At 72.6% G+C, this 21,057-nt stretch carries 16 protein-coding genes; 7 read left to right on the forward strand and 9 right to left on the reverse strand.

The window, feature by feature from the left end:
* Positions 1–137: 137 nt before the first annotated feature.
* The 3 genes from galK to galT form a co-directional block, all read right to left on the reverse strand.
* Positions 138–1,400 carry a galactokinase gene (gene galK, locus CLV63_RS13850; protein WP_394339772.1) on the reverse strand — a complete coding sequence of 421 codons (1,263 nt, stop codon included), beginning with the start codon at positions 1,398–1,400 and terminating at the stop codon, positions 138–140.
* Positions 1,397–2,374, reverse strand: coding sequence for a UDP-glucose 4-epimerase GalE (gene galE / locus CLV63_RS13855; RefSeq protein ID WP_106583423.1), 978 nt, complete (start codon positions 2,372–2,374; stop codon positions 1,397–1,399). Before galE ends, galK begins: the two co-directional genes overlap by 4 nt.
* A gap of 63 nt (positions 2,375–2,437) precedes the next feature.
* Complete coding sequence (gene galT, locus CLV63_RS13860; RefSeq protein WP_394339773.1) at positions 2,438–3,556, reverse strand: galactose-1-phosphate uridylyltransferase; 1,119 nt, start codon at positions 3,554–3,556, stop codon at positions 2,438–2,440.
* Between the two features lie 238 nt (positions 3,557–3,794).
* Between galT and CLV63_RS13865 the strand changes: the two genes are divergently transcribed.
* The 5 genes from CLV63_RS13865 (at position 3,795) to CLV63_RS13885 (ending at position 10,095) form a co-directional block, all read left to right on the forward strand.
* On the forward strand, positions 3,795–4,982 hold the full coding sequence (locus CLV63_RS13865; RefSeq protein WP_106583425.1) for a YihY/virulence factor BrkB family protein: 1,188 nt from the start codon (positions 3,795–3,797) through the stop codon (positions 4,980–4,982).
* 421 nt (positions 4,983–5,403) lie between these two features.
* Positions 5,404–6,636: a glutamate--cysteine ligase gene (locus tag CLV63_RS13870; RefSeq protein ID WP_106583426.1), complete on the forward strand. Its 1,233-nt coding sequence runs from the start codon at positions 5,404–5,406 to the stop codon at positions 6,634–6,636.
* 13 nt (positions 6,637–6,649) lie between these two features.
* A complete protein-coding gene (locus CLV63_RS13875) occupies positions 6,650–7,891 on the forward strand; it encodes a M20 family metallopeptidase (protein WP_106583427.1) in 1,242 nt (413 codons plus the stop codon).
* A gap of 498 nt (positions 7,892–8,389) precedes the next feature.
* Positions 8,390–9,487, forward strand: a complete 1,098-nt coding sequence (locus CLV63_RS13880) for an adenosine deaminase (protein WP_106583590.1) — start codon at positions 8,390–8,392, stop codon at positions 9,485–9,487.
* On the forward strand, positions 9,487–10,095 hold the full coding sequence (locus CLV63_RS13885) for a PH domain-containing protein (protein WP_211301313.1): 609 nt from the start codon (positions 9,487–9,489) through the stop codon (positions 10,093–10,095). The genes CLV63_RS13880 and CLV63_RS13885 overlap by 1 nt, the downstream gene beginning before the upstream one ends.
* A gap of 447 nt (positions 10,096–10,542) precedes the next feature.
* Here the strand turns inward: CLV63_RS13885 and CLV63_RS13890 are convergent, their stop codons facing one another.
* Positions 10,543–11,346 (reverse strand): purine-nucleoside phosphorylase, encoded by an 804-nt coding sequence (locus CLV63_RS13890; RefSeq protein WP_106583591.1) that lies wholly within the window; start codon positions 11,344–11,346, stop codon positions 10,543–10,545.
* 332 nt (positions 11,347–11,678) lie between these two features.
* On the opposite strand from CLV63_RS13890, the gene CLV63_RS13895 reads away from it, so the two are divergent.
* A complete protein-coding gene (locus CLV63_RS13895; protein WP_106583429.1) occupies positions 11,679–13,064 on the forward strand; it encodes an NAD(P)H-quinone dehydrogenase in 1,386 nt (461 codons plus the stop codon).
* Positions 13,065–13,149: 85 nt separating this feature from the next.
* On the opposite strand, the gene CLV63_RS13900 is transcribed toward CLV63_RS13895, so the two are convergent.
* From CLV63_RS13900 to CLV63_RS13915, 3 genes are all read right to left on the reverse strand, one after another.
* On the reverse strand, positions 13,150–14,382 hold the full coding sequence (locus CLV63_RS13900) for a chemotaxis protein CheA (RefSeq protein WP_245928803.1): 1,233 nt from the start codon (positions 14,380–14,382) through the stop codon (positions 13,150–13,152).
* A gap of 203 nt (positions 14,383–14,585) precedes the next feature.
* Positions 14,586–16,022 (reverse strand): dicarboxylate/amino acid:cation symporter, encoded by a 1,437-nt coding sequence (locus tag CLV63_RS13905; protein WP_106583431.1) that lies wholly within the window; start codon positions 16,020–16,022, stop codon positions 14,586–14,588.
* 521 nt (positions 16,023–16,543) lie between these two features.
* Entirely contained in the window at positions 16,544–18,043 is a 1,500-nt protein-coding gene (locus CLV63_RS13915; protein ID WP_106583592.1) for an MFS transporter, read from the reverse strand.
* A 214-nt stretch (positions 18,044–18,257) separates the two neighbouring features.
* Here CLV63_RS13915 and CLV63_RS13920 point away from each other — a divergent pair, with 214 nt between their 5' ends.
* Positions 18,258–18,644 (forward strand): MerR family transcriptional regulator, encoded by a 387-nt coding sequence (locus CLV63_RS13920; protein WP_106583433.1) that lies wholly within the window; start codon positions 18,258–18,260, stop codon positions 18,642–18,644.
* Positions 18,645–18,902: 258 nt separating this feature from the next.
* Here the strand turns inward: CLV63_RS13920 and CLV63_RS13925 are convergent, their stop codons facing one another.
* The gene (locus tag CLV63_RS13925; protein ID WP_106583434.1) at positions 18,903–20,675 is read right to left on the reverse strand and encodes an acetyl/propionyl/methylcrotonyl-CoA carboxylase subunit alpha; all 1,773 of its coding nucleotides are present in this window, start codon (positions 20,673–20,675) and stop codon (positions 18,903–18,905) included.
* 85 nt (positions 20,676–20,760) lie between these two features.
* Positions 20,761–21,012 (reverse strand): acyl-CoA carboxylase subunit epsilon, encoded by a 252-nt coding sequence (locus tag CLV63_RS13930; RefSeq protein ID WP_106583435.1) that lies wholly within the window; start codon positions 21,010–21,012, stop codon positions 20,761–20,763.
* Positions 21,013–21,057 lie beyond the last annotated feature (45 nt).

Raw genomic sequence — 21,057 nt, forward strand, 5'->3', positions numbered from 1 at the left:
ATGACTGATTCGACGTGACTCATGCCATTTCGGTTCGGCCTTCCGGTCCGGTTGGCGGGCCTCCGTGCGCGCGGTGGTGCTCCGGCGCCACCGGCCGAACCGGGCCCGTCTGCGGCAACCTGCGCCGCCGTCGCAGGTCAGCGCAGGCGCTCGGCGCCCTGCGACGGAACGGCGTCGCGGAACTCCGGTGCGGTCAGGCCCTTGGCGGCGAACGCGTCGGCGACGGCGTCGCGGACCCGGTCGACGCGGTCCTCGGCGATCAGGGCGACGGCGCTGCCGCCGAACCCGCCGCCGGTCATCCGGGCGCCGCGGGCGCCGGCCCGGCAGGCGGTCTCCACGGCGAGGTCGAGTTCGGGGCAGGAGATCTCGAAGTCGTCCTTCATGGACAGGTGCGAGGCGGTGAACAGCGCACCCAGTTCGCCCGGCTGTCCGGCGCGCAGCAGGCCGACGGCGGCGTTGACGCGGTGGATCTCGGTGACGATGTGCTTGACCCTGCGGCGCAGGACGGGGTCGCCGCCCAGCGTCTCCAGCGCCGCTGCGAGGTCCTCGACGTCGCGCAGCGCGTCGACACCGAGCAGTTCGGCGGCCTTCTCGCACTCGGCGCGGCGCTGGGCGTAGCCGCCGCCCGCGGCGAGCCGGTGCTGGACGCGGGTGTCGATGATCAGCAGCCGCAGCCCCGCGTCGTCCAATCCGAGCGCGACGTTGCGGCCGCCCTCGCTGCGGCAGTCGAGGTACAGCGCATGGCCCTCCTTGCAGCGCAGGGACGCGCTCTGGTCCATGATCCCGGTGGGCGCGCCGACGTAGGCGTTCTCGGCGCGCCGCGCGATGCGCGCCATGGCCGGCCGGTCGGCGGCGAGCGCGCCGAGCTCGAACGTCTCGGCCGCGGCGAGGAGCACCGCGCATTCCAGTGCGGCGGAGGACGACAGCGCCGCGCCGACGGGGAGGTCGGAGTCGACGCGGATGCGCGCGCCCGCCGTCCCGTCGGCGAGGTGGCCGGCCTCGCGCAGCGCCCAGAACACGCCGGCGACGTAGGCGGCCCAGCCCGGTACCGAAGGGCGGTCGGCGTCGAGCGACGCGGGGCGGAACCGCACGGTGCCGTCCTCGGGCCGCTGGGCGCTGGACACCTCGACCACGCCGTCGTCGGTCGGGGTGAACGCCGCCGTCACCCCCCACGGCAGCGCCATGGGCAGCACGAGGCCGTCGTTGTAGTCGGTGTGCTCGCCCATCAGGTTCACTCTGCCGGGGGCGCGCCACACGCCGTCGGGGGCGACGCCGTGGTCGTCGCCGAACGACGACACGAGTTGTCCGGTGATGACGCCTTCACTCACGTTCCACTCCAGTTCCGGTGCGCCGGCTGCTGTTGCGCGGCGCCTGCCGAAGAGCCTGCGCAGCGCGTTCACGCCCGGCCTCCCTCTGCCGCCGCGACTCCGCTGTGGAAGGACCAGGCGTCGGCGACGATGCGGCGCAGCCCGGTGTATTGCGGGGTCCAGCCCAGTTCGGTGCGGGCGCGTTCGCTGGAGGCGACCAGGGTGCCGGGGTCGCCGGGCCGCCGCGGCGCGGCGACGGCGGGGATGGGGTGCCCGGTGACCTCGCGGCAGACGCCGATGACGTCGCGGACCGAGAATCCCGCGCCGTTGCCGAGGTTGTAGACGCGGTGCCGGCCCGGTGTGCACGCCTCGAGCGCGCGCAGGTGGGCGTCGGCGAGGTCGGTGACGTGGATGTAGTCGCGCACGCAGGTGCCGTCGGGGGTCGCGTAGTCGTCGCCGTAGACCGCGACCGAGGGGCGTTCGCCCAGGGCGACGCCGAGCACGATCGGGATGAGGTGGGTCTCGGTGGTGTGCCGCTCGCCGTGGGGGCCGTAGGCGCCGGCGACGTTGAAGTAGCGCAGGCTCACCGCCGCCAGGCCGTGCATCCGGGCGTGCTCGGCGAGGGCGGCGTCGATGGCGGCCTTGGTCGCGCCGTAGGGGTTGCCCGGCCGGACCGGGGCGTCCTCGGTGATGGGGACGGTCTCGGGCTCGCCGTAGACCGCCGCGGTGGAGGAGAACACCAGCGTGCGCACGCCGGTGGCGCGCATGGCCTCCAGGAGCGCCAGGGACGCGCCGACGTTGCCGTCCCAGTACCGCTCGGGGTGCGCGACCGATTCCGGGACGACGGACTTCGCGGCGAAGTGCAGAACGGCGTCGACGCCGGTGGAGAGGACCTCGTGGGCGCGGTCGCGGATGCCGCCCTCGACGAACGCGCAGCCGTCGGGTACGGCGTCGCGGTGCCCGGTCGACAGGTCGTCCAGGACGACGACGTCGTGCCCCGCGTCGCGGAGCCGCGCGGTGGTGGCGCCGCCGATGTACCCGGCGCCGCCGGTGACCAGTATCCGCACTGTCTCAGGTGTCCTTCCGCTCGGTCGGCCGTGCGGTCGAGTCTGCCAGGGGCCGCGGCCGGTTCACGGCGCCCCCGCGGCTTCGCGGAGCCGCTGCGCGGCGTCCTCGGGTGCGATGTCGTTGATCCAGGCGGCCATGCCCGACTCCGAGCCGGCGAGGTGCTTGAGCTTGTGCTCGGCGCGGCGCAGGGTGAACAGTTGGAGGTGCAGGCCGAAGTCGGGGTCAGGGCGGCCGGCCTCGTCCACGGGCGACTGGTTCCACGCGGAGATGTAGGGCGCCGGGGTGTCGAACAGCCGGTCGAAGGCGCGCAGCAGGGCGAGGTAGACGTCGGCGAGGTCGGCGCGCTGGGCGTCGTCGAGCGCGGGCAGGTCGGGGACCCGGCGCAGTGGGGACAGCTGGACCTCGTAGGGCCAGCGCGCGGCGGAGGGGACGAACGCGGTCCAGTGCTCGGTCTCGGTGACGATGCGGACGCCCGCCTTGCGCTCGGCGGCGACGACGTCGTCGAACAGGTTGGCGCCGGTGCGGGCGCGGTGGCGTTCGGCGCTCTGGCGGATCCGCGCGATCCGCGGGGGGACGAACGGGTAGCCGTAGATCTGGCCGTGGGGGTGGCCGAGGGTGACGCCGATCTCCTCGCCGCGGTTCTCGAACGGGTACACCGACTGGACCTCGGGCATGCGGTTGAGGGCGGTGGTGCGGTCGGCCCACGCCTCGATGACGGTGCGCGCGCGGTGCGGTGTGAGCGTGCCGAACGAGGCGTCGTGGTCGGCGGTGAAGCAGACCACCTCGCAGCGGCCCACGCCGGGCCGAGAGACGAGGCCGGGGTCGCCGGGGTCGGCCGCCGGGGCACCGCCGCGGGGGGTCGCCAGGGATGGGAAGCGGTTCTCGAACACCACGACGTCGTAGTCCGCTGCGGGGATCTCGGTGCGGCGCCCGTCGCGCGAGGGGTCGAGGGGGCATTCGTCGGGCGGCGGCAGGAAGGTCCGGTCCTGCCGGTGCGCGGCGATGGTCACCCATTCGTCGAGCAGGGGGTCGTGGCGGAGCCGGGCGGACGGCGAGAACGGGTCGAGCGGGCGGTGGTCGGCCGCCGCGCCGCGCCGCTGGTCCGGGGACTCGTCGTAGTAGAAGATCTCACGGCCATCGGCGAGCCGGCCGACTGATCGCCACACCTGGTGTTTACGCACCTTTTCAATCTAAACCATAAGCAATAGAGCTTTCGAGTAGTCGCATTCGATCTTTTTCGATCAAGCGGGGGATGTTCGTCACTTTGCGCCGGGTCCGGGGCCGCGCCGCCGCCCGCGCACGATCGGGAAACACCGGGCGTGGCCTCCGCTCCGCCGCGGCAGCGGGGGGTTACGCTCGGTCGGCCGCCCCCCGCGGCGCGCACGGCACCCGCACCCCCGGGGAGAGCGAGGACCCGACATGGCAGCCGCAGGACGGGTCAAGGACCGGATCCGGCACTACGGCCGCGTGGCCATGGAGACGTACTGGTCAATGCGCCGCCGCCGCCCGTGGTTCGACCACGTGGTGCGCTCCTACGAGCGCTACGCCGACCGGCGCGGCGACCAGCTGGCCGCCTCCGTCACCTACTTCGCGTTCCTGTCCTTCTTCCCGCTGCTCGCGCTCGCGTTCTCCGTCCTCGGCTACATCGCGGCGTTCGACCTCGACGCCCGCGCGTCCATGGAGGAGGCGATCGACTCGGTCCTGCCGGGGATCGGCGCCCAGCTCCCGCTGGACGAGGTCGCCAACGCGCGGACCGGCGCGGGGATCATCGGCCTGCTGGGCCTGCTCTACACCGGGCTCGGCGCGATCGGGGCCCTGCGCGAGGCGCTGCACGTCATCTGGATGAAGAGCGTCACCGACGGCCCCAACTTCCTCGTCGCCAAGCTCCTCGACGTCGTCATCGTCGCGGTGCTCGGGCTGGGCCTGCTCGGCTCGGTGGCGCTCACCAGCGTCGCGCAGGCCGCCACCGGGTGGCTGCTGGCGTGGGTGGGGCTGGACGGCTCGCTGGTGGCGGTCGGCGCGACCCGGCTGCTGGGCCTCGCCATCGCCATCGGCGTCGACATGGCCATCTTCCTGGTGCTGTTCAGCCGCCTGTCGGGGTCGCGTCGGCCGTGGCGGCTGATGTGGCGCGGCGCGCTGCTCGGCGCGGTCGGGTTCGAGGTCCTGAAGTCGGTGGGGGCGCTGCTCATCGGCAGCACGCTCAGCAACCCGGTGTACGCGTCCTTCGCCGTCGTCGTCGGGCTGCTCGTCTGGATCAACATCGTCATGCGGTTCGTGCTGTTCAGCGCGGCGTGGACGGCCACATGGCTGCCGGTGCCGCCGCCCTACGAAGGGTCGGTGCCGCTGAACGTCCCCGTCACCACCACCCGCGACGAACCCGCGCGGCTGGGCGTGCGCGACGAGTACGGCGCGCGCGGCGCCGCGACGCTGCCCGCGCGGCCCACCGGCGCGATGGTGGCGGCGTCGCGGGCGCGGGCCCGCCGCGGCGCGCGGGCGGCCGCGCTGCGCCGCTGGGCGCCGGCCGCGGCAGCGGGCGCCGGCGCTGTCGCGCTCGCCCTTTGGCTGCGGTCCCGGAAATCGCGAATCGGCGCGGGAGTCATTACGTGATGGTCACAGTGGCTCCGCGCGGCGGTGTATTGGGTACCGTGGCGGCACTCCGATAACCGGGGTGTGCGGGCGGGGAATGAGTCGGCGTATTGCACGGGCATTCGCCATCGTGACCTCTGGGCTATGAACCAGAAGCGCGCATGGTCCTTTCGGATCATGCTTCACCGTTTTCCGGCGCGATCGGCGTGATGTCTGTAATCCTCAGCGGGTAGCTGTACCTCTGTAGGGCCACATGGGCACGCCTCGTGCATCTGAATATGCATCGGGACATGCATCCGACAGTGCAGCACGTGGCCCGCACCGCCCTGGAAAGGAGGGTCGCTCCCGAAATGTCTGCCATCCGGTATTCGGGCGCCGCCTCGCCTAGGGTGCGGCTGTGGACGGTCGAGCGACCGTCCGGCGAACAGCGCGGAGGTTGATCGTGGCCATCGAATTCAACACCTCGGAGCGAGCCACCCTCGGTGTGGAGTGGGAGCTCCAACTCGTCGACACCGGTACCCGCCACCTGCGGCAGGAGGCCCAGCAGGTGCTGAACGAGCTGCCGGAGCTCAGCGGCTCCGGCAACCCGCCGCTGCGGCACGAGCTCATGCAGTGCCAGGTCGAGGTCGTCACGGGAATCTGCGAGACCGTCGAGGAGGCTCGCGCCGACCTCGCCGGGAACACCAGGCGCCTCACAGAGGTGCTCGAACCCCGCCAGGCGATGCTCATGTGCGCCGGCACGCACCCCCTCGACGACTGGCGCGACCAGACCCTGTCGCCGGTGCAGCGCTACGGCGAGCTCATCGACCAGATGCAGTGGCTGGCCCGCCGCATCCTCACCTTCGGCGTGCACGTCCACGTCGGCGTCCGGTCCCAGGACAACGTGATCCCGGTGGTCAACGCCCTGGCGAACTACCTGCCGCATTTCCTCGGGCTGACGGCGTCGAGTCCTTTCTGGAACGGGCACGACACCGGGCTCGCGTCGAGCCGGTCGATCGTATTCGGCGCCCTGCCCACATCGGGGCCCCCGCCGAACCTCCCGCATTGGCGCGCGTTCGAGGAATACATGGAGACCCTGCTGCGCGCCGGAACGATCTCCACCATCAAAGAGGTGTGGTGGGACGTCCGGCCGCACGCCGACTTCGGCACCGTCGAGATCCGGATGTTCGACGGAATTCCCACATTGCGGGAAGTGGGAATGGCGGCGGCGATGTCGCAGTGCCTTGTCCATATGTTCGAATCGCGTATCGAGCGCGGATATTCCTTGCCGAGCCCGCCGACGTGGGTCGTCAACGACAACAAATGGCGTGCCACCCGCTACGGCCTCGACGCCCGCGTCATCACCGACGAGCGCGGCACCACCATGCCGCTGCGCGACGACCTGTACGAACTGGTCCGCGAACTCGCGCCGATCGCCGACCGCCTCGGCTGCGCCGAGGACCTCGACGTGGTGACCGAGGTGCTGGAGAAGGGCGCGTCCTACGAGCGGCAGCGGGCCGTCATCGACCAGGGCGGCACCCTGAACGACGTCATCGACCTGCTGGGGGCCGAGTTCCGGGCGGGCGGGTTCGGTTCGGACGCGCTGGGGGCCGCCGTTCAGCCGTCCCGCGACAGGGGCCGCGCGAACGGCGCTCCGACGGGCGGCGCGGGCACCATCACCCGAGAACAGACATGAGGGGGGACTTTGCATGCAAGGTCGTGACCTGCGGGAGCAGTTGACCGTTTTTCTGGCGCGCAGGGAGCGGGAGTTCGTCGAATTCCGGCGTGACCTCCACCGGCACCCCGAACTGGCGTTCGCCGAGCACCGCACCACCCAGCGGGTGGCGGACCGGTTGCGCGGTTTCGGGTTGGATCCCGCGCTTCTTCCCCAAGGGACCGGACTCACCTGCGACATCGGCTCCGGGGACGGTCCCGTGGTGGCGCTGCGCGCCGACATCGACGCGCTGCCCCTCGCCGACGAGAAGGACGTCGACTACCGCTCCACCGTCCCCGGCATCGCGCACGCCTGCGGCCACGACGCGCACACCGCCATCCTGCTCGCCACCGGACTCTTCCTCGCCCAGCAGGACAAGGCCGGTGTGCTGCCGGGGCGGGTCCGGCTGATCTTCCAGCCGGCCGAGGAGCTGCCCGGCGGCGCCAGGGAGGTCATCGACGCAGGGCGGCTCGACGGGGTCGACCGCATCTTCGCGCTGCACTGCGATCCCCGGCTGCCGATCGGGCAGGTGGGGCTGCGCAGCGGGCCCATCACCGCGGCCTGCGACCGCCTCATGGTGCGGCTGTCGGGCCCCGGCGGCCACACGGCACGCCCGCATCTGACCGCCGACCTGGTCTACGCACTCGGCAAGGTCGTCACGGAGCTGCCCGCTGCGCTGTCGCGCCGGGTCGACCCCCGCGCGGGCCTGAGCCTGGCATGGGGCCGGATCAGCGCGGGCACGGCGCCCAACGCCATCCCGGACGACGGCGTGGCCGAGGGGACGGTCCGCTGCCTGGACGACGCCGCGTGGCACGCGGCCCCCGAGCTGATCAGGGAGCTGCTCGACACCGTCGTCGGCGCCTACGGGGCCCGCGCCGAACTGAGCTACGTGCGTGGGGTCCCGCCGACCGTCAACGAGGTGACCAGCGTGCAGGTCCTGCGCGACGCGTGCTCCGGTGTCCTGGGCCCGGACGCGATCGCGTCCACGCCGCAGAGCCTCGGCGGCGAGGACTTCGCCTGGTACCTGGAGCGGGTGCCCGGTGCGCTGGCGCGGCTGGGCACCTACAACCCGGAGTCCGGCACCCCGCCGCTGGACCTGCACCGGGGCACCTTCGACATTGACGAGCGCGCCATCGGCATCGGCGTGCAGCTGATGGCGGCCACGGCGCTCACCGCCCTGTGGGACGTCCGCCGCGCCGGCAGCGGGGACCCCCGCCAGGACCCGGCCCTCGCCTGATTCCGGGTTTCCCCATCCAGCCCCCGTGGGGACCTCGGAACCACGATCAAGCAAACCCAGCCCCGCCCCGGGGAGCTTTGACCTCGCCCCCAGGGTTTTGAACCCCTGCCCCGGGGAGCTTTGACCTCGTCCCCAGGGGGTCTTGAACCCCCGCCCCGGGAGTTTGTGCCCCCGCCCGAGGGGGTGTTTCCGGGAGTCGCGGTGGAGGGGCGCGCCGGTGTCTGGACTGAGGAGCGGGGTGCGACCGAGGTACGAGGGAGCGCCACGCGACGAGGGAAGGCATCGGCCTGAAGCGCCCCGGAACCGCGACGACCAAGCAAGCACAGGAGTCGCGATTGGGGGCGCGCCGGTGTCTGGACTGAGGAGCGGGGTGCGACCGAGGTACGAGGGAGCGCCACGCGACGAGGGAAGGCATCGGCCTGAAGCGCCCCGGAACCGCGACGACCCAGCAAGCAGAGCGCGACGACCCAGCAAGCACGAAGTGGCATGCTGATTCTCATGGACCACTCGCTTAATCTCGACCGGATCCGGGTCGCGCCCAAGGTGCTGTTGCACGATCATCTCGACGGCGGACTGCGGCCGCAGACCATTGTCGACCTTGCCGCGGAGACCGGGTATGACCGGTTGCCCGCCGATGAGCCCGAGCGGCTCGGTGCGTGGTTCCGCGACGCCTCCGATTCCGGTTCGCTCGAACGCTATCTGGAGACTTTCGCGCACACGGTCGCGGTGATGCAGACCCGCGACGCGCTGGTGCGGGTCGCCGCCGAATGCGCCGAGGATCTCGCCGCTGACGGTGTCGTGTACGCGGAGGTCCGCTATGCCCCGGAGCAGCACCTCGAGGCGGGTCTCAGCCTGGTCGAGGTGATCGAGGCCGTGCAGGAGGGGTTCCGTGTCGGGCAGCGCCGGGCGGCAGCGGCGGGTTTCGCGATCCGGGTGGGCACTCTGCTCACGGCCATGCGGCACGCCGCCCGTTCCAGGGAGATCGCGGAGCTCGCGGTGCGCTACCGGGACGACGGGGTGGTGGGTTTCGACATCGCGGGGGCCGAGGCGGGGTACCCGCCGACCCGGCACCTCGACGCGTTCGAGTACATGCGGCGGGAGAACGCGCATTTCACCATCCACGCCGGCGAGGCGTTCGGGCTGCCGTCCATCTGGGAGGCCATGCAGTGGTGCGGCGCCGACCGGTTGGGCCACGGGGTGCGCATCGTCGACGACATCGAGACCCCTGCCGACGGCGGCAAGGCGCGGTTGGGGCGGCTCGCGAACTATGTGCGCGACACCCGGCTGCCGCTGGAGATGTGCCCGAGTTCCAATGTGCAGACCGGCGCGGTCGAGTCGATCGCGGCGCACCCCATCGGCCTGCTGCGGCGGTTGAACTTCCGGGTGACGGTGAACACCGACAACAGGCTCCAGAGCCACACGTCGCTGTCGTTGGAGTTCGCCAAGCTCGCCGAGGCGTTCGACTACGGCTGGGACGACATCCAGTGGTTCACGGTCAACGCCATGAAGTCGGCGTTCCTGCCGTTCGACGAGCGGTTGGCGCTCATCAACGGGCAGATCAAGCCGGGGTTCGCGCAACTCAAGTGGGCGGAGTGATGAAGCCGCTCTTCGCGCCGTTCTCCCGGGTCCTGGGCTGGGTGTGGGTCGTGGTGGCGGCGCTGCTGCTCATCGACGTGTTGCTCAACGGCCGCGACCACGCGTCCGTCATCGCCGCGGCCGTGCTGCTGGTCACGCTCGGCGGCGACTACGTCCTCTGGCTGCGCCCGCGGGTCGTGCCGACCGAGGCGGGGGTGCGCATCATCAACCCGATGCGCGAGGCGTTCGTCCCGTGGTCGGCGTTCACCTGGGCCGACGTCACCGATGTGCTGCGCGTGCATGCGGGCGACCAGGTGTTCCGGTCGTGGCCGCTGCGGGAGACCAAGCGCGCCAAGGTCCGCGAGAACCTGCGCCGCGCCGACGGGCCCATCGACCTCGGCGCCGACACCGACGTCCGGGACCTGCGGCCGGTGGAGCTGGCGGCCCGGCAGCTGCGCGAGGAGGCCGAGCGCCGCAAGGCCCGGTCGGCGCCGCCCGCGGGGGAGGGCGGCGTCGCGACGGCGGAGGGTGCCGTCGCGGGGGAGCCCGCGGTGCTGTGGTCACCCGACGCCGTCGTCGCGGTCGGTGTCCCGCTGCTGCTGCTGGTGGCGGCGATCCTGCTCGGTTGATGCGGGCGCATGGGTGGATCCCCTTGATCCGCTTGATCCGCGCCCGGGGCTTGACCGCCCACCGCCTGTTTGATTAGGTTAGGCACGCCTAAGGAAAAGTGGGAACGGCGGCTGCGCGGATCGCCGGCTCCCGCACCGAAGGCGCGAAGGGTCAACTGAATAGCGGGCGCGCCCGGAGCCCTGATCGCCACTCGCGGTCTCCCGGCGCGCAGCACCTTCACACGCGGCACACGCCGAAGTCCGGTCTGCGGGGACCGGGGCGGAGCCGCACGAGGGCGCCGGCCGCCGCCGGACCCCGCGGCGCGAACCATCCCTGGCCTCGGGATGCTGCTCGCCACGCACGCGCCGCGGGCCGACGGCGGCGGCCGACCGCCGCCACGGGCCGGGGCGGAGCGCACGGACTCCCGACGCGGACGGGAGCGGCGCTCCCCCCGGACCCGAGGGCCGTCAGATCCGCAGCAGGATGCGGTGCAGCAGGCCGCCCAGCTCCGAGGCCTTGTCGTGCACCACCCCGAGCATCGCGTCGCCGTTCACCGGCCCCCGGCCGGGGTCGACGGCGTCGTTGGTGACCAGCGCGAGCGCGAGCACCTCCGCCTCCAGGCGGGCCGCCGCGATCGTCTCCAGCGCCACCGACGTCCCCACCAGGTCGGCGCCGCTCATGCGCACCATCCGCAGTTCGGCGGGTGTCAGGTGCTGGGGCCCGGGGACCGAGGCGTACACGCCTTCGGCGAGCGCGGGGCCGGCCTCGCGCGCGACCTCGCGCAGCCGCGGGCTGTAGGCGGCCGTGAGATCGACGAAATCCGGGCCGACCAGCGGCGAGGTCCCCGTCAGGTTGATGTGGTCGCGGACGATCACGGGCTGCCCGACCGCGAAGTCAGCGCGCAGCGAGCCCGCACCGCTGGTCAGGACCACCCGCTTGGCGCCGGCGGCGATCCCCGTGCGCACCGCGTGGACCACCTCTGCCGCAGTGCGCCCCTCGTAGAGGTGGGTCCGCCCGTGGAACACGGCGACCCGGTGGGACCCCGCCCACAACGACGTCACCTTCGTCGAATGCCCGGAGGCGGTGGGCGGGGCGAAGCCGGGGAGCTCCGCGACGTCGGTCTCTGCGTCGGGTGTGCCGAGTGCGTCGGCACCGGCGGACCAGCCGGAGCCGAGGACCACAACGGCGTCGTAGGTGTCTGCGCCGGTCCGCGACCGCAACTCGTCGGCCGCCGCGGATGCGCGCTCGCTTGCTTCGGCGGTCGCCTCGATCGGGCGATCGTGCGTGGATTCGCTCACAGTTCCGGAGGCTACCCCGATGTAACCGGAATGCCCTCGACCGCAACGCTGCGTGTCCGAAAACGGCGTTCAGGTATCGGGGTCGCGTTCCGCCGCGCATTCCGGGCATCGGACCCGCCGGTGGGACACCGCCCGCCGCGCCGCTCCGCGCGCGGCCCCGCCCCCGCCATGCGGATGCGCACTGGCCGGATGGACCACAATGGGAGGTGGAAGAGGGCTGTGGACGACGCCGGCGGGCCGTCCCGGCAGAGCGGTGCCCGTACCGGCGCCGGCGACGCGGAACCGCCGAAGGAGTGGATGTAGACGTGACCAAGGTCGTGATCATCGGTGGCGGTCCAGGGGGCTACGAACCCGCGCTCGTCGCCGCCCAGCTCGGGGCCGACGTGACCGTGGTGGAGCGCGAGGGCATCGGCGGGGCCTGCGTGCTGACCGACTGCGTGCCGTCCAAGACCCTCATCGCGACCTCGACGCGCATGACCTATGTCACCGACGCCGCCAAGCTCGGCATCCGGGTGGGCGACGAACCCGAGGTCGACAAGGACATCGTCGACATCGACCTGCACATGGTCAACCAACGGGTCAACAGGCTCGCCGACAAGCAGTCGGAGGACACCGCCGCGCGCCTGGTCAGCGAGGGCGTGGAGATCATCGAGGGCGAGGCGCGGCTGGTCGACCCGCACATCGTCGCAGTGGGCGACCGGCGGCTGCGCGCCGACGTCGTCCTCGTCGCCACCGGTGCGCACCCCCGCGAACTGCCCTCGGCCGTGCCCGACGGCGAGCGGATCCTCACCTGGCGCCAGCTCTACGACCTCCCCGCGCTGCCCGAACGCCTCATCGTGGTGGGCTCCGGTGTCACGGGCGCCGAGTTCGCCAACGCCTACCAGGCGCTGGGCTCCCAGGTCACCCTGGTTTCCTCGCGCGACAAGGTGCTGCCGACCCAGGACCAGGACGCCGCCGGGGTGCTGGAGGACGTGTTCCGCCGCCGCGGCATGACCGTGCTGAGCAACTCCCGTGCGGAGTCCGTGACCCGCGTCGGCGACGGCGTGCGGGTCGAACTCGCCGACGGGCGCACCGTCGAGGGCAGCCACTGCCTGATGACGGTCGGCATGATCCCCAACACCGCCGGCCTCGGCCTCTCCGAGATCGGGGTGAACCTCGACAACGCCGGGTTCATCCAGGTCGACCGGGTGTCGCGGACCTCGGCCGGCGGCGTGTACGCCGCGGGCGACTGCACCGGCGTGAACATGCTCGCGTCGGTCGCGGCCATGCAGGGGCGCATCGCCATGTGGCACGCCCTCGGCGAGGCGGTGTCGCCGCTGAAGCTGTCCACCGTGTCCTCCACGGTGTTCACCAACCCCGAACTGGCGGCGGTCGGGTGCAGCGAAGCCGACGTGCGCAGCGGCAAGGTCGACGCCCGCGTGGTGAAGCTGCCGCTGAACACGAACCCGCGCGCCAAGATGCACGGCACCAAGGAGGGCTTCGTAAAGCTCATCTGCCGGCAGCACACCGGGATCGTCCTCGGCGGGGTCATCGTCGGCCCGCGCGCCAGCGAACTCATGCTCGCCGTCTCGCTGGCGGTCCAGCAGCGCCTCACGGTCGACGAGATCGCGCACACCTTCGCGGTGTACCCGTCGCTGTCGGGCAGTGTGACCGAGGCGGCACGCTCCCTCATGCAGGCGTCGCCCGAGTAGCGCAACGGAAGCCGCCCGAGCAGCGCAACGCAAAAAGGACCCCCGGCCCGAAGGCCGGGGGTCCTCTGCTGCGCTGGGAGTGCGGTCAGAAGTCGCCGAAGCCGCCGAAGTCGCCGCCGCCGAAATCGCCGCCGCCGAAGTCGCCGAACCCGCCGCCGCCACCGAAGTCGCCGCCGCCGAAGTCGCCGCCCCCGGCGTCGCCACCGCCCATGTCGCCGCCGCCGAGCATGCCGCCGCCCATCATGGACCCCATCATCGAGCCCATCATCATGCCGGTGAACATGCCCATCATCATGTCGCCGCCGAAGTAGCCGCCGGCGTAGGGCGAGTACGCCGGGCCGGCGTCGTAGTACGGCCGCCGCTGGCCGTCGACCTCGACCATGCGGACGTCGGGGTCGTGGCCGGAGAGGACGGCCTGCGCGCAGGTGCGGCACGCCGTGACCGAGCGGGGGGTGCCGCCGGGAGGCGCCCACTCGACGTCCTGCTCAGAGGGGCCGTGCTGCGGGTTGAAGAAGCAGGGGCCGCGCCGTTCGGGCACCTCTTGGCCGTCGATGCGCGCCCGGGTGGCGGTCATGTAATAGCGGCCGTCTTCGAGCGAGGTCGTGATCTTCTTGACGTCCTCGGCCCGCTGGATGGTGTCGAGCTCGACCTTCGCGCGGTCGTAGGAGTCCATGGCGTGGGTGTAGTCGACCCGGGTGGGGTCGTCGACGGCGGTGAGGTCGATCTCCAGGCGTGCGATGTCCTCGCCCAGCCGGACGACGTCCTCGGTGGCCATCTGCTTGATCTCGGCGAGCTCCTTGGCCCGCTGCGCCTCGCGCTTCTTCTTGGAGTTGTACAGGAAGAAGCCGCCCCCGACGACGGCGAGCGCCAGCACGCCGAGGAGCACCATGCCGAACATGCCGGAGGTCTCGGCAGCGGACGCCTCACTGTCGGCGGTCTGCACGAACGCGACGAGGCCGTCGGTGGGGTTGGTCTGCTCCTTCGCCGCCGCGTCGACGGCGTCGGTGGCGCTGTCGCTCAGCACGGTGGAGTCGATGGCGAGGGAGTCGCCCTGGACGAGGGCGTAGGTGCCTTCGCCGACGTCCTGCTGGATCTCGCCCATGTAGGTGCCGGCCTCGGCGCGGGAGCCGAAGGCGTCATCGGGCACGATCACCACGTAGATCGGGGTCTCGGCCTGCTCGATCTGGCCCTTGACCACGTCGGTCTCGGACGCGTCGAGGACGTCGGACGCCGGGTCGACGAAGATGCTCTCGCTCTTCAGGTCGTCGGCGACGCCGTTCGCCGGGGGCGCCTGAGCGACGGCCGGTGCGGCTCCCATTGCGGTGAAAATCCCTGCGGTGAGCAGGGCCGGAATTACCAAGCGGCGCAACATATCGGTTCCTCTCGCCTCCCTCACCCGTGTAGGACGAACGGCCCTGGCCGAGGGTTCCCGGGTGGTGTCCGACAGCCTAAGGGCGGACCGCCGCTCCGGCCGTCCGCCCTCAGAACCGTTTCCGAATCCTCCGTCCGGAGGGTGCCCGGCTACGCCGAGCCGCTCGCCGAGGAGGCGCCGGCCTTCGCGTCGCGGGAATCGTCGTCGCCGTCGGCCGATTCGCCCGCCTCGCCGGTGCCGTACACGGCGGCGTCGGCGTCGGACGGCGGCTCGTCGGCGACGAAGCCGTCGAGTCCGCGCGGCGCGTTGTAGCGGGCCATGTCGATGATCTTCTCGCGCTTGGACACGATCGCCGGGACGAGCGCCTGGCCGGCGACGTTCACGGCGGTGCGGCCCATGTCGAGGATGGGGTCGACCGCGAGGAGCAGGCCGACACCCGCGAGGGGCAGCCCGAGCGTCGACAGGGTGAGCGTGAGCATCACCGTGGCGCCGGTGGTGCCGGCGGTCGCGGCCGAGCCGATGACGCTGACGAACACGATCAGCAGGTAGTCGGTGATCCCGAGGTTCACGTCGAAGAACTGGGCCACGAAGATCGCCGAGATCGCCGGGTAGATGGCGGCGCAGCCGTCCATCTTCGTGGTGGCGCCGAACGGCACGGCGAAGCTGGCGAAGTGCCGCGGCACGCCGAAGTTGGTCTCGGCGACCCGCTGGGTGACCGGCATGGTGCCCATCGATGAGCGCGACACGAAGCCCAGCTGGACCGCCGGCCACACGCCACTGAAGAACTTGGAGATCGACAGGCCGTGCATCAGGGCGAGCAGCGGGTACACGACGAACAGCACCAGCGCCAGGCCGATGTAGATGGCGAGGGTGAACTTGCCGAGGGCGCCGATGGTCGTCCAGCCGTAGCTGTAGACCGCGTTGCCGAGCAGCCCGACGGTGCCCAGCGGCGCGAGGCGGATGACCCACCACAGGACCTTGAGCACGATGTCGAGCGCGGATCGAGTGAAGGCGAGGAACGGCTCGGCCTGCTTGCCGACCTTGACCGCCGCGACGCCGATGGCGATCGCGATGACGATGAGCTGGAGCGCGTTGAAGTCCAGCGACGTGGCCAGCGCACCCTCCTCCTCGCCGGTGCTCGCCGTGAGGCCGAGGAAGTTCGAGGGGACGATGCTCTCCAGGAACGCCATCCACGACCCGGTCTCGTCCGGCCGCTCGGCCGTGCCCGGGTCGACGCCGCTGTTGATGCCGGGCTGGATGAACGAGCCGAGGCCGATGCCGATGGCGACGGCGATCAGGGCGGTGATCGCGAACCACAGCAGGGTCTGGCCGGCGAGGCGGGCCGCGTTGGTGACCTGGCGCAGGCTCGCGATCGAGGTGATGACGGCGAGCAGGATCAGCGGCGGCACGATCGTCGTCAGCAGCGTGACGAACGTCGAACCGATGGTGTCGAGCGCGGTGGCGAGCCAGTTCGGGTTGTCGGCGTCGCCACCGAGTTGGCGGGCGACGACACCGAGGGCGATACCGACGAACAGCGCCGCGATGACCTGCGCGGCGAAGGGGATACGCCTGAGTGCGGACAGCACGAGGTGACTCCTGTGGTCAGGGCGGGAAACGGCCGCCTGCTGCGGCGCGTTCCGGGAGATGGGGCGGTGCACCGTGCGGGTGCGCGGGTGCGTGCGATGCCCGTGACGGGCGCGCGGGGTCGTCGGACTGCGGGGTCAACGACGACAGGCGTGGCTGGCGAAACGGCACAGGTCCACGTGCCACCGCCGAGTCAGGCCCCAAACATTCGTCACAAAGAGAGACAATAACTGACACGCGGCTTTTATTCCCGACCGCCCCCGCGTCAATCGGGCCACTGCGCAGACGGCGGCCGTGGTCCCGTCGCGGATCTGCGTGCCGAGCCCGGAGGCGAGCAGGCCGGTGAGGATGGCGGCGACGAGCACGATGGCGGCGCCGTACTCGACGAGCAGCAGCGCGGTCCCGTGTCGTAAGCCCGGGGGCTCAGCGGGGGTCCCGTTCACGGTGCGCGAGCGCGTTGCCACGGCGGCCGCGCAGCGCCCGCCGTGGCAACGCGTGGGGGTTCCCCACACGCCGCCGGGGCTCAACCGGCCGCGGCCCGCTCGGGGTCGCCTGCCCCGTCAACGGGGGCGGACCCGTCCGGCGGCGGGGCGGCCCGCAGCATCGTCGCCGCGAGTACCGCGGCCCCGGCGAGCAGTGCCGCGCTCAGCCACGCCGCGGCCTGCATGCCGTCGGCGAAGGCGTGCCGGGCCGCCGCCAGCAGGGCGGCCCCCGCCTGGTCGGGCAGGCGCGCCGCGACGTCCGCCGCCGCGCCGATCGTCCCCTGGGCCTGCTCGAGCCGGTCCGCGGTGACGCCCGCCGGCGCCGCCTCGGCGAGCCGACCCTGGTAGACCGCCATGGCGATGCTGCCGAGGATCGCCATGCCCCCTGCCAGGCCGAGTTCCGCGCCGCTCTGGGCGACGCCCGACGCGAGCCCGGCGCGCCGCGGCGGCGCGGCACCGACGATCGAGTCCGTGGTGAGCGCGAGCGTGGGGGTCACACCGGTGTACAGGACCGTGAAGCCCGCCACCGTCCAGAACAGGTCGGCCTGCGGCGCCGTCAGCGCGACCGTCGCCGCGCCGGCGGCCGCGACCGCCAGCCCGCAGCCGATGACGATCGCGGGGCGGACACGGCGGACGATCCGGGGCGCCAGCAGGGTGGCGCCGATGCCGAAGACGACCGATGGGACCGTCCACAGCCCGGCCGCCAGCGGCGACAGCCCGAGGACCCCTTGGAGGTACTGGGTCAGCAGTAGCTGCGTGCCCGCCATCGCGAACACGGCGGTGGTCTGCGTCCCGAGCCCCGCCGTGAAGGCGCGGAGCCGGAAGAGGCCCAGGTCCACCATCGGCTCGTCCAGCCGCCGCTGGCGCCGCAGGAACACGGCGCCGATGGCGGCCCCCGCCAGGACCCAGGCCAGGGGGGCCGCGCCGAGCCCAGACTCCGCCGCCCGCTTGATCCCGTACACGATGGACAGCACCGCCGCCAGCGACATCACGGCGCTCGGCAGGTCGAACCGGCCGGAGAGGCGGTCCCGGTGCTCCGGCAGCAGGAACGGCCCGGCGGCGAGCAGCAGGAGCATCACCGGGACGCCGATCAGGAAGACGGCGCCCCACCAGGTGAACTGGAGGAGGGCGCCGCCGACCAGTGGGCCGATCGCCTCGCCCACCGTGAAGAACGTCATCCACACCGCGATCGCGAACGTGCGCTGGGCCGAGTCGGTGAACATGGTGGCGAGGAGCGCCAGCGTGGACGGCATCAGCGTCGCCCCCGCCACGCCGAGGACCGCGCGCGCGGCGATCAGCAGCTCCGCCGTCGGCGCGAACGCGGCGGCAACGGATGCCGCCGCGAACGCCGCGGCGCCGATCAGCAGCAGCTGGCGCCGCCCGATCCGGTCGCCGAGGGTGCCCATGGTCATCAGGAAGCCGGCGACGAAGAACCCGTAGACGTCGAGGATCCACAGCAGCTGGCCGCCGGTGGGCGCGAGGTCGGCGCTGATGCTCGGCGCGGCCAGATGCAGCACGGTCAGGTCCATGGACAGGACCATGGTGGGCAGGGTAAGGACGCCCAAGGCGATCCATTCGCGTCGGCCGGCGCGCCCGGTGCCGGCCGGTGCACTGGTGTTCACGGCACACTCCTCCACACTGCGGATGATGGGATGGGTGCGGCCCGGCAACGCGGAGCGTCGTCACGGGGGCCGCGCGCCGACCACGCTAAACTCTGACATCGGTGTGAGAGTCAATTCCCGGGAGGCGAGCGGCGTGCGCATCGGAGAACTGTCCAGGCGGACCGGCGTCAGCGTGCGGCTGCTGCGGTACTACGAGGAGCAGGGGCTGCTCCGGCCCGAGCGGCAGCCGAGCGGGTACCGCGAGTTCCGCGAGGCCGACGTCGCGACGGTCGGCCGGATCAGGAGCCTGCTCGGCGCCGGGCTCGGCACGGCGGAGATCAGCGGGGTGCTGGACTGCTTCGTCGAGGACTGCGAGCGCCTCGTGCCGACCTGCGCCGAGATGCTGGGCGACCTCGAACGCGCCCGCGAACGGATGACGGGCATGATCGACGACCTCCAGGAGTCGCGGCGCATGCTCGACGCCGTCATCGCCGCCGGCCCCAGCGAGGAGCCCGAGCGGGCCATGCTGTACCGCCCTTGAGTGATGGGGGTCGGCTGCCGTCGCGGCTGCGAAGCACCCGCGACGGCAGCCCACCCCCTTCTCGCCACATCGCGTGAACCGCACGCCCCTGCTGTGTCCGCTTCGCGGAGTACCGCGCAGCGGGGGCCCGCGGCGGCAGCCTTCCAGGTGCCCGGGGTCTGGCGATCGAGGCGGGCCGTGGAGTTTCGTGCCGCTCGCGCTTCGCGCGGAGCGGCAGCCCGCCCTCTCGTTCACGGCTTCTTCGAACGCAGCCCGGGGTCAACCGGTCGTGTCGTCCTCTTTGTCGTCCTTGATCTCGCAGAGGACGGCGCCGTTGGCGATGGTGTCGCCGGCGGTGGCGGACAGGCCCGTGACCGTGCCCGCCTTGTGCGCGGTGAGGGGCTGCTCCATCTTCATCGCCTCGATGACCACGACCGGGTCGCCCTCGTCGACGTGGTCGCCGTCGCCCGCCACCACCGTGACCACCGTGCCCTGCATGGGGCTGACGAGGGCGTCGCCGCTGACCGCGGCCTTGGCGCGGCCGCCGCGCCGCGCGGGCCTGCGCGCCGCGGGCGCCCCGCCGAGGCCGGCCGGCAGCACGACCTCGATCCGGCGGCCGCCGACCTCGACGGTGATGTGCTCGCGCTCCCCGTTCCCGGTGTCACCGGCCTGCCCGGTGTCGCCGCCGTAGGGCTCCACGGTGTTCGCGAACTCGGTCTCGATCCACCGGGTGTGCACGTCGAAGGGGCGCTCGGGGTCGGCCGGCGCGAACGCGGGGTCGGCGGTCACGAGCCGGTGGAAGGGGATGACGGTGGGCATGCCGCCGACCTCGAACTCGGCGAGGGCACGGCGCGACCGCTCCAGGGCCTCGGTGCGGGTGCGGCCCGTGACGACGAGCTTGGCGACCATCGAGTCGAACGCCTGCGGGACGGTGAACCCGACCTCGCACCCGGTGTCGACCCGGACGCCCGGCCCACCCGGCAGGGTGAGCGAGGTGATGGTGCCGGGTGCGGGGAGGAAGCCGCGCCCGGCGTCCTCGGCGTTGATGCGGAACTCGAAGGAGTGCCCGCGCAGCTCGGGGTCGGTGTAGTCGAGCCGCCCGCCCTCGGCGATCCGGAACATCTCGCGTACCAGGTCGACGCCTGCGACCTCCTCGGTCACGGGGTGCTCCACCTGGAGGCGGGTGTTGACCTCGAGGAAGGAGACGGTGCCGTCGGTGCCGACCAGGAACTCGCAGGTGCCGGCGCCGACGTAGCCCGCCTCGCGCAGGATCGCCTTGGAGGAGTCGCGCAGCAGCCGCTCCTGCTCCGCCGACAGGAACGGCGCGGGGGCCTCCTCGACCAGTTTCTGGTGGCGGCGCTGGAGCGAGCAGTCGCGGGTCGACACCACCACGACGTTGCCGTGCTCATCGGCCAGGCACTGGGTCTCGACGTGCCGGGGGCGGTCGAGGTAGCGCTCGACGAAGCACTCGCCGCGGCCGAACGCCGCGACCGCCTCGCGCACAGCGGAGTCGTAGGCGTCGGGGACCTCGTCCAGGGTCCTGGCGACCTTCATGCCCCTGCCGCCGCCGCCGAACGCGGCCTTGACCGCGATGGGCAGGCCGTGCTCCGCCGCGAACGCCGCGGCCTCATCAGCCCCCGACACCGGGTCGGCGGTGCCGGCGACCAGGGGCGCGCCGACCTTCTGCGCGATGTGGCGCGCCTGCACCTTGTCGCCGAGCGCGGTGATCGCGGTCGGCGGCGGGCCGATCCACGTCAGCCCGGCGTCGAGAACGGCCTGCGCGAAGTCGGCGTTCTCGGCGAGGAAGCCGTAGCCGGGGTGGACGGCGTCGGCCCCGGTGCGGGCCGCCACCGCGAGGATGCGCTCGATGTGCAGGTAGCTGTCGGCGGGGGTGGCGCCGCCGAGGGAATGGGCCTCGTCGGCGATCTTGACGTGCAGGGCGTCGCGGTCGGGCTCGGCGTAGACGGCCACGCTCGCGAGGCCGGCGTCGCGGCAGGCGCGCGCCACCCGGACCGCGATCTCGCCCCGGTTGGCGATCAGAACTTTACGCACGGTCGTACAACTCCTCCTGCCGCGCCGGAACGGCGCCGGCTGGGTCGAAACGATACGGTTCGGCGGCCCCTGGCCGCCGGCCGGGTCAGCGGGTGCTCATGCGCCAGGCCCCCGGGCCGGGCCGCAGCGGTGCGCGGACCAGGCGCGCGCGGTCGCGCCACGCCGACCGCGGGGCGTGCGCCCCGCCGCCGCGCCCGGCGCGGGCCGCCCTGGCGCGCGCGGCGAGCACGGCGACCAGGGCCGCGACCTCGTCGGCCGTCGGCTCGCCCCGCACCACGCGCAGGAACGGCGCGCCGCCCCCAACGTCCGATCCGCCGGGGCCTTCGGTTCCGCTCACCGTTCCTCGCTCTCCGCGCGGCCGTGCCGCGCCGGACCGTCGGCG

The sequence above is a fragment of the Murinocardiopsis flavida genome (assembly GCF_003014485.1).
Lineage (GTDB): Bacteria > Actinomycetota > Actinomycetes > Streptosporangiales > Streptosporangiaceae > Murinocardiopsis > Murinocardiopsis flavida.

Coding starts and splice junctions, on each gene's coding strand:
- CLV63_RS13865 (WP_106583425.1), top strand. CDS start 3,795: ATGGCAGCCGCAGGACGGGTCAAGGACCGGATCCGGCACTACGGCCGC.
- CLV63_RS13875 (WP_106583427.1), top strand. CDS start 6,650: ATGCAAGGTCGTGACCTGCGGGAGCAGTTGACCGTTTTTCTGGCGCGC.
- CLV63_RS13880 (WP_106583590.1), top strand. CDS start 8,390: ATGGACCACTCGCTTAATCTCGACCGGATCCGGGTCGCGCCCAAGGTG.
- CLV63_RS13885 (WP_211301313.1), top strand. CDS start 9,487: ATGAAGCCGCTCTTCGCGCCGTTCTCCCGGGTCCTGGGCTGGGTGTGG.
- CLV63_RS13900 (WP_245928803.1), bottom strand. CDS start 14,382: ATGGGAGCCGCACCGGCCGTCGCTCAGGCGCCCCCGGCGAACGGCGTC.
- CLV63_RS13915 (WP_106583592.1), bottom strand. CDS start 18,043: ATGGTCCTGTCCATGGACCTGACCGTGCTGCATCTGGCCGCGCCGAGC.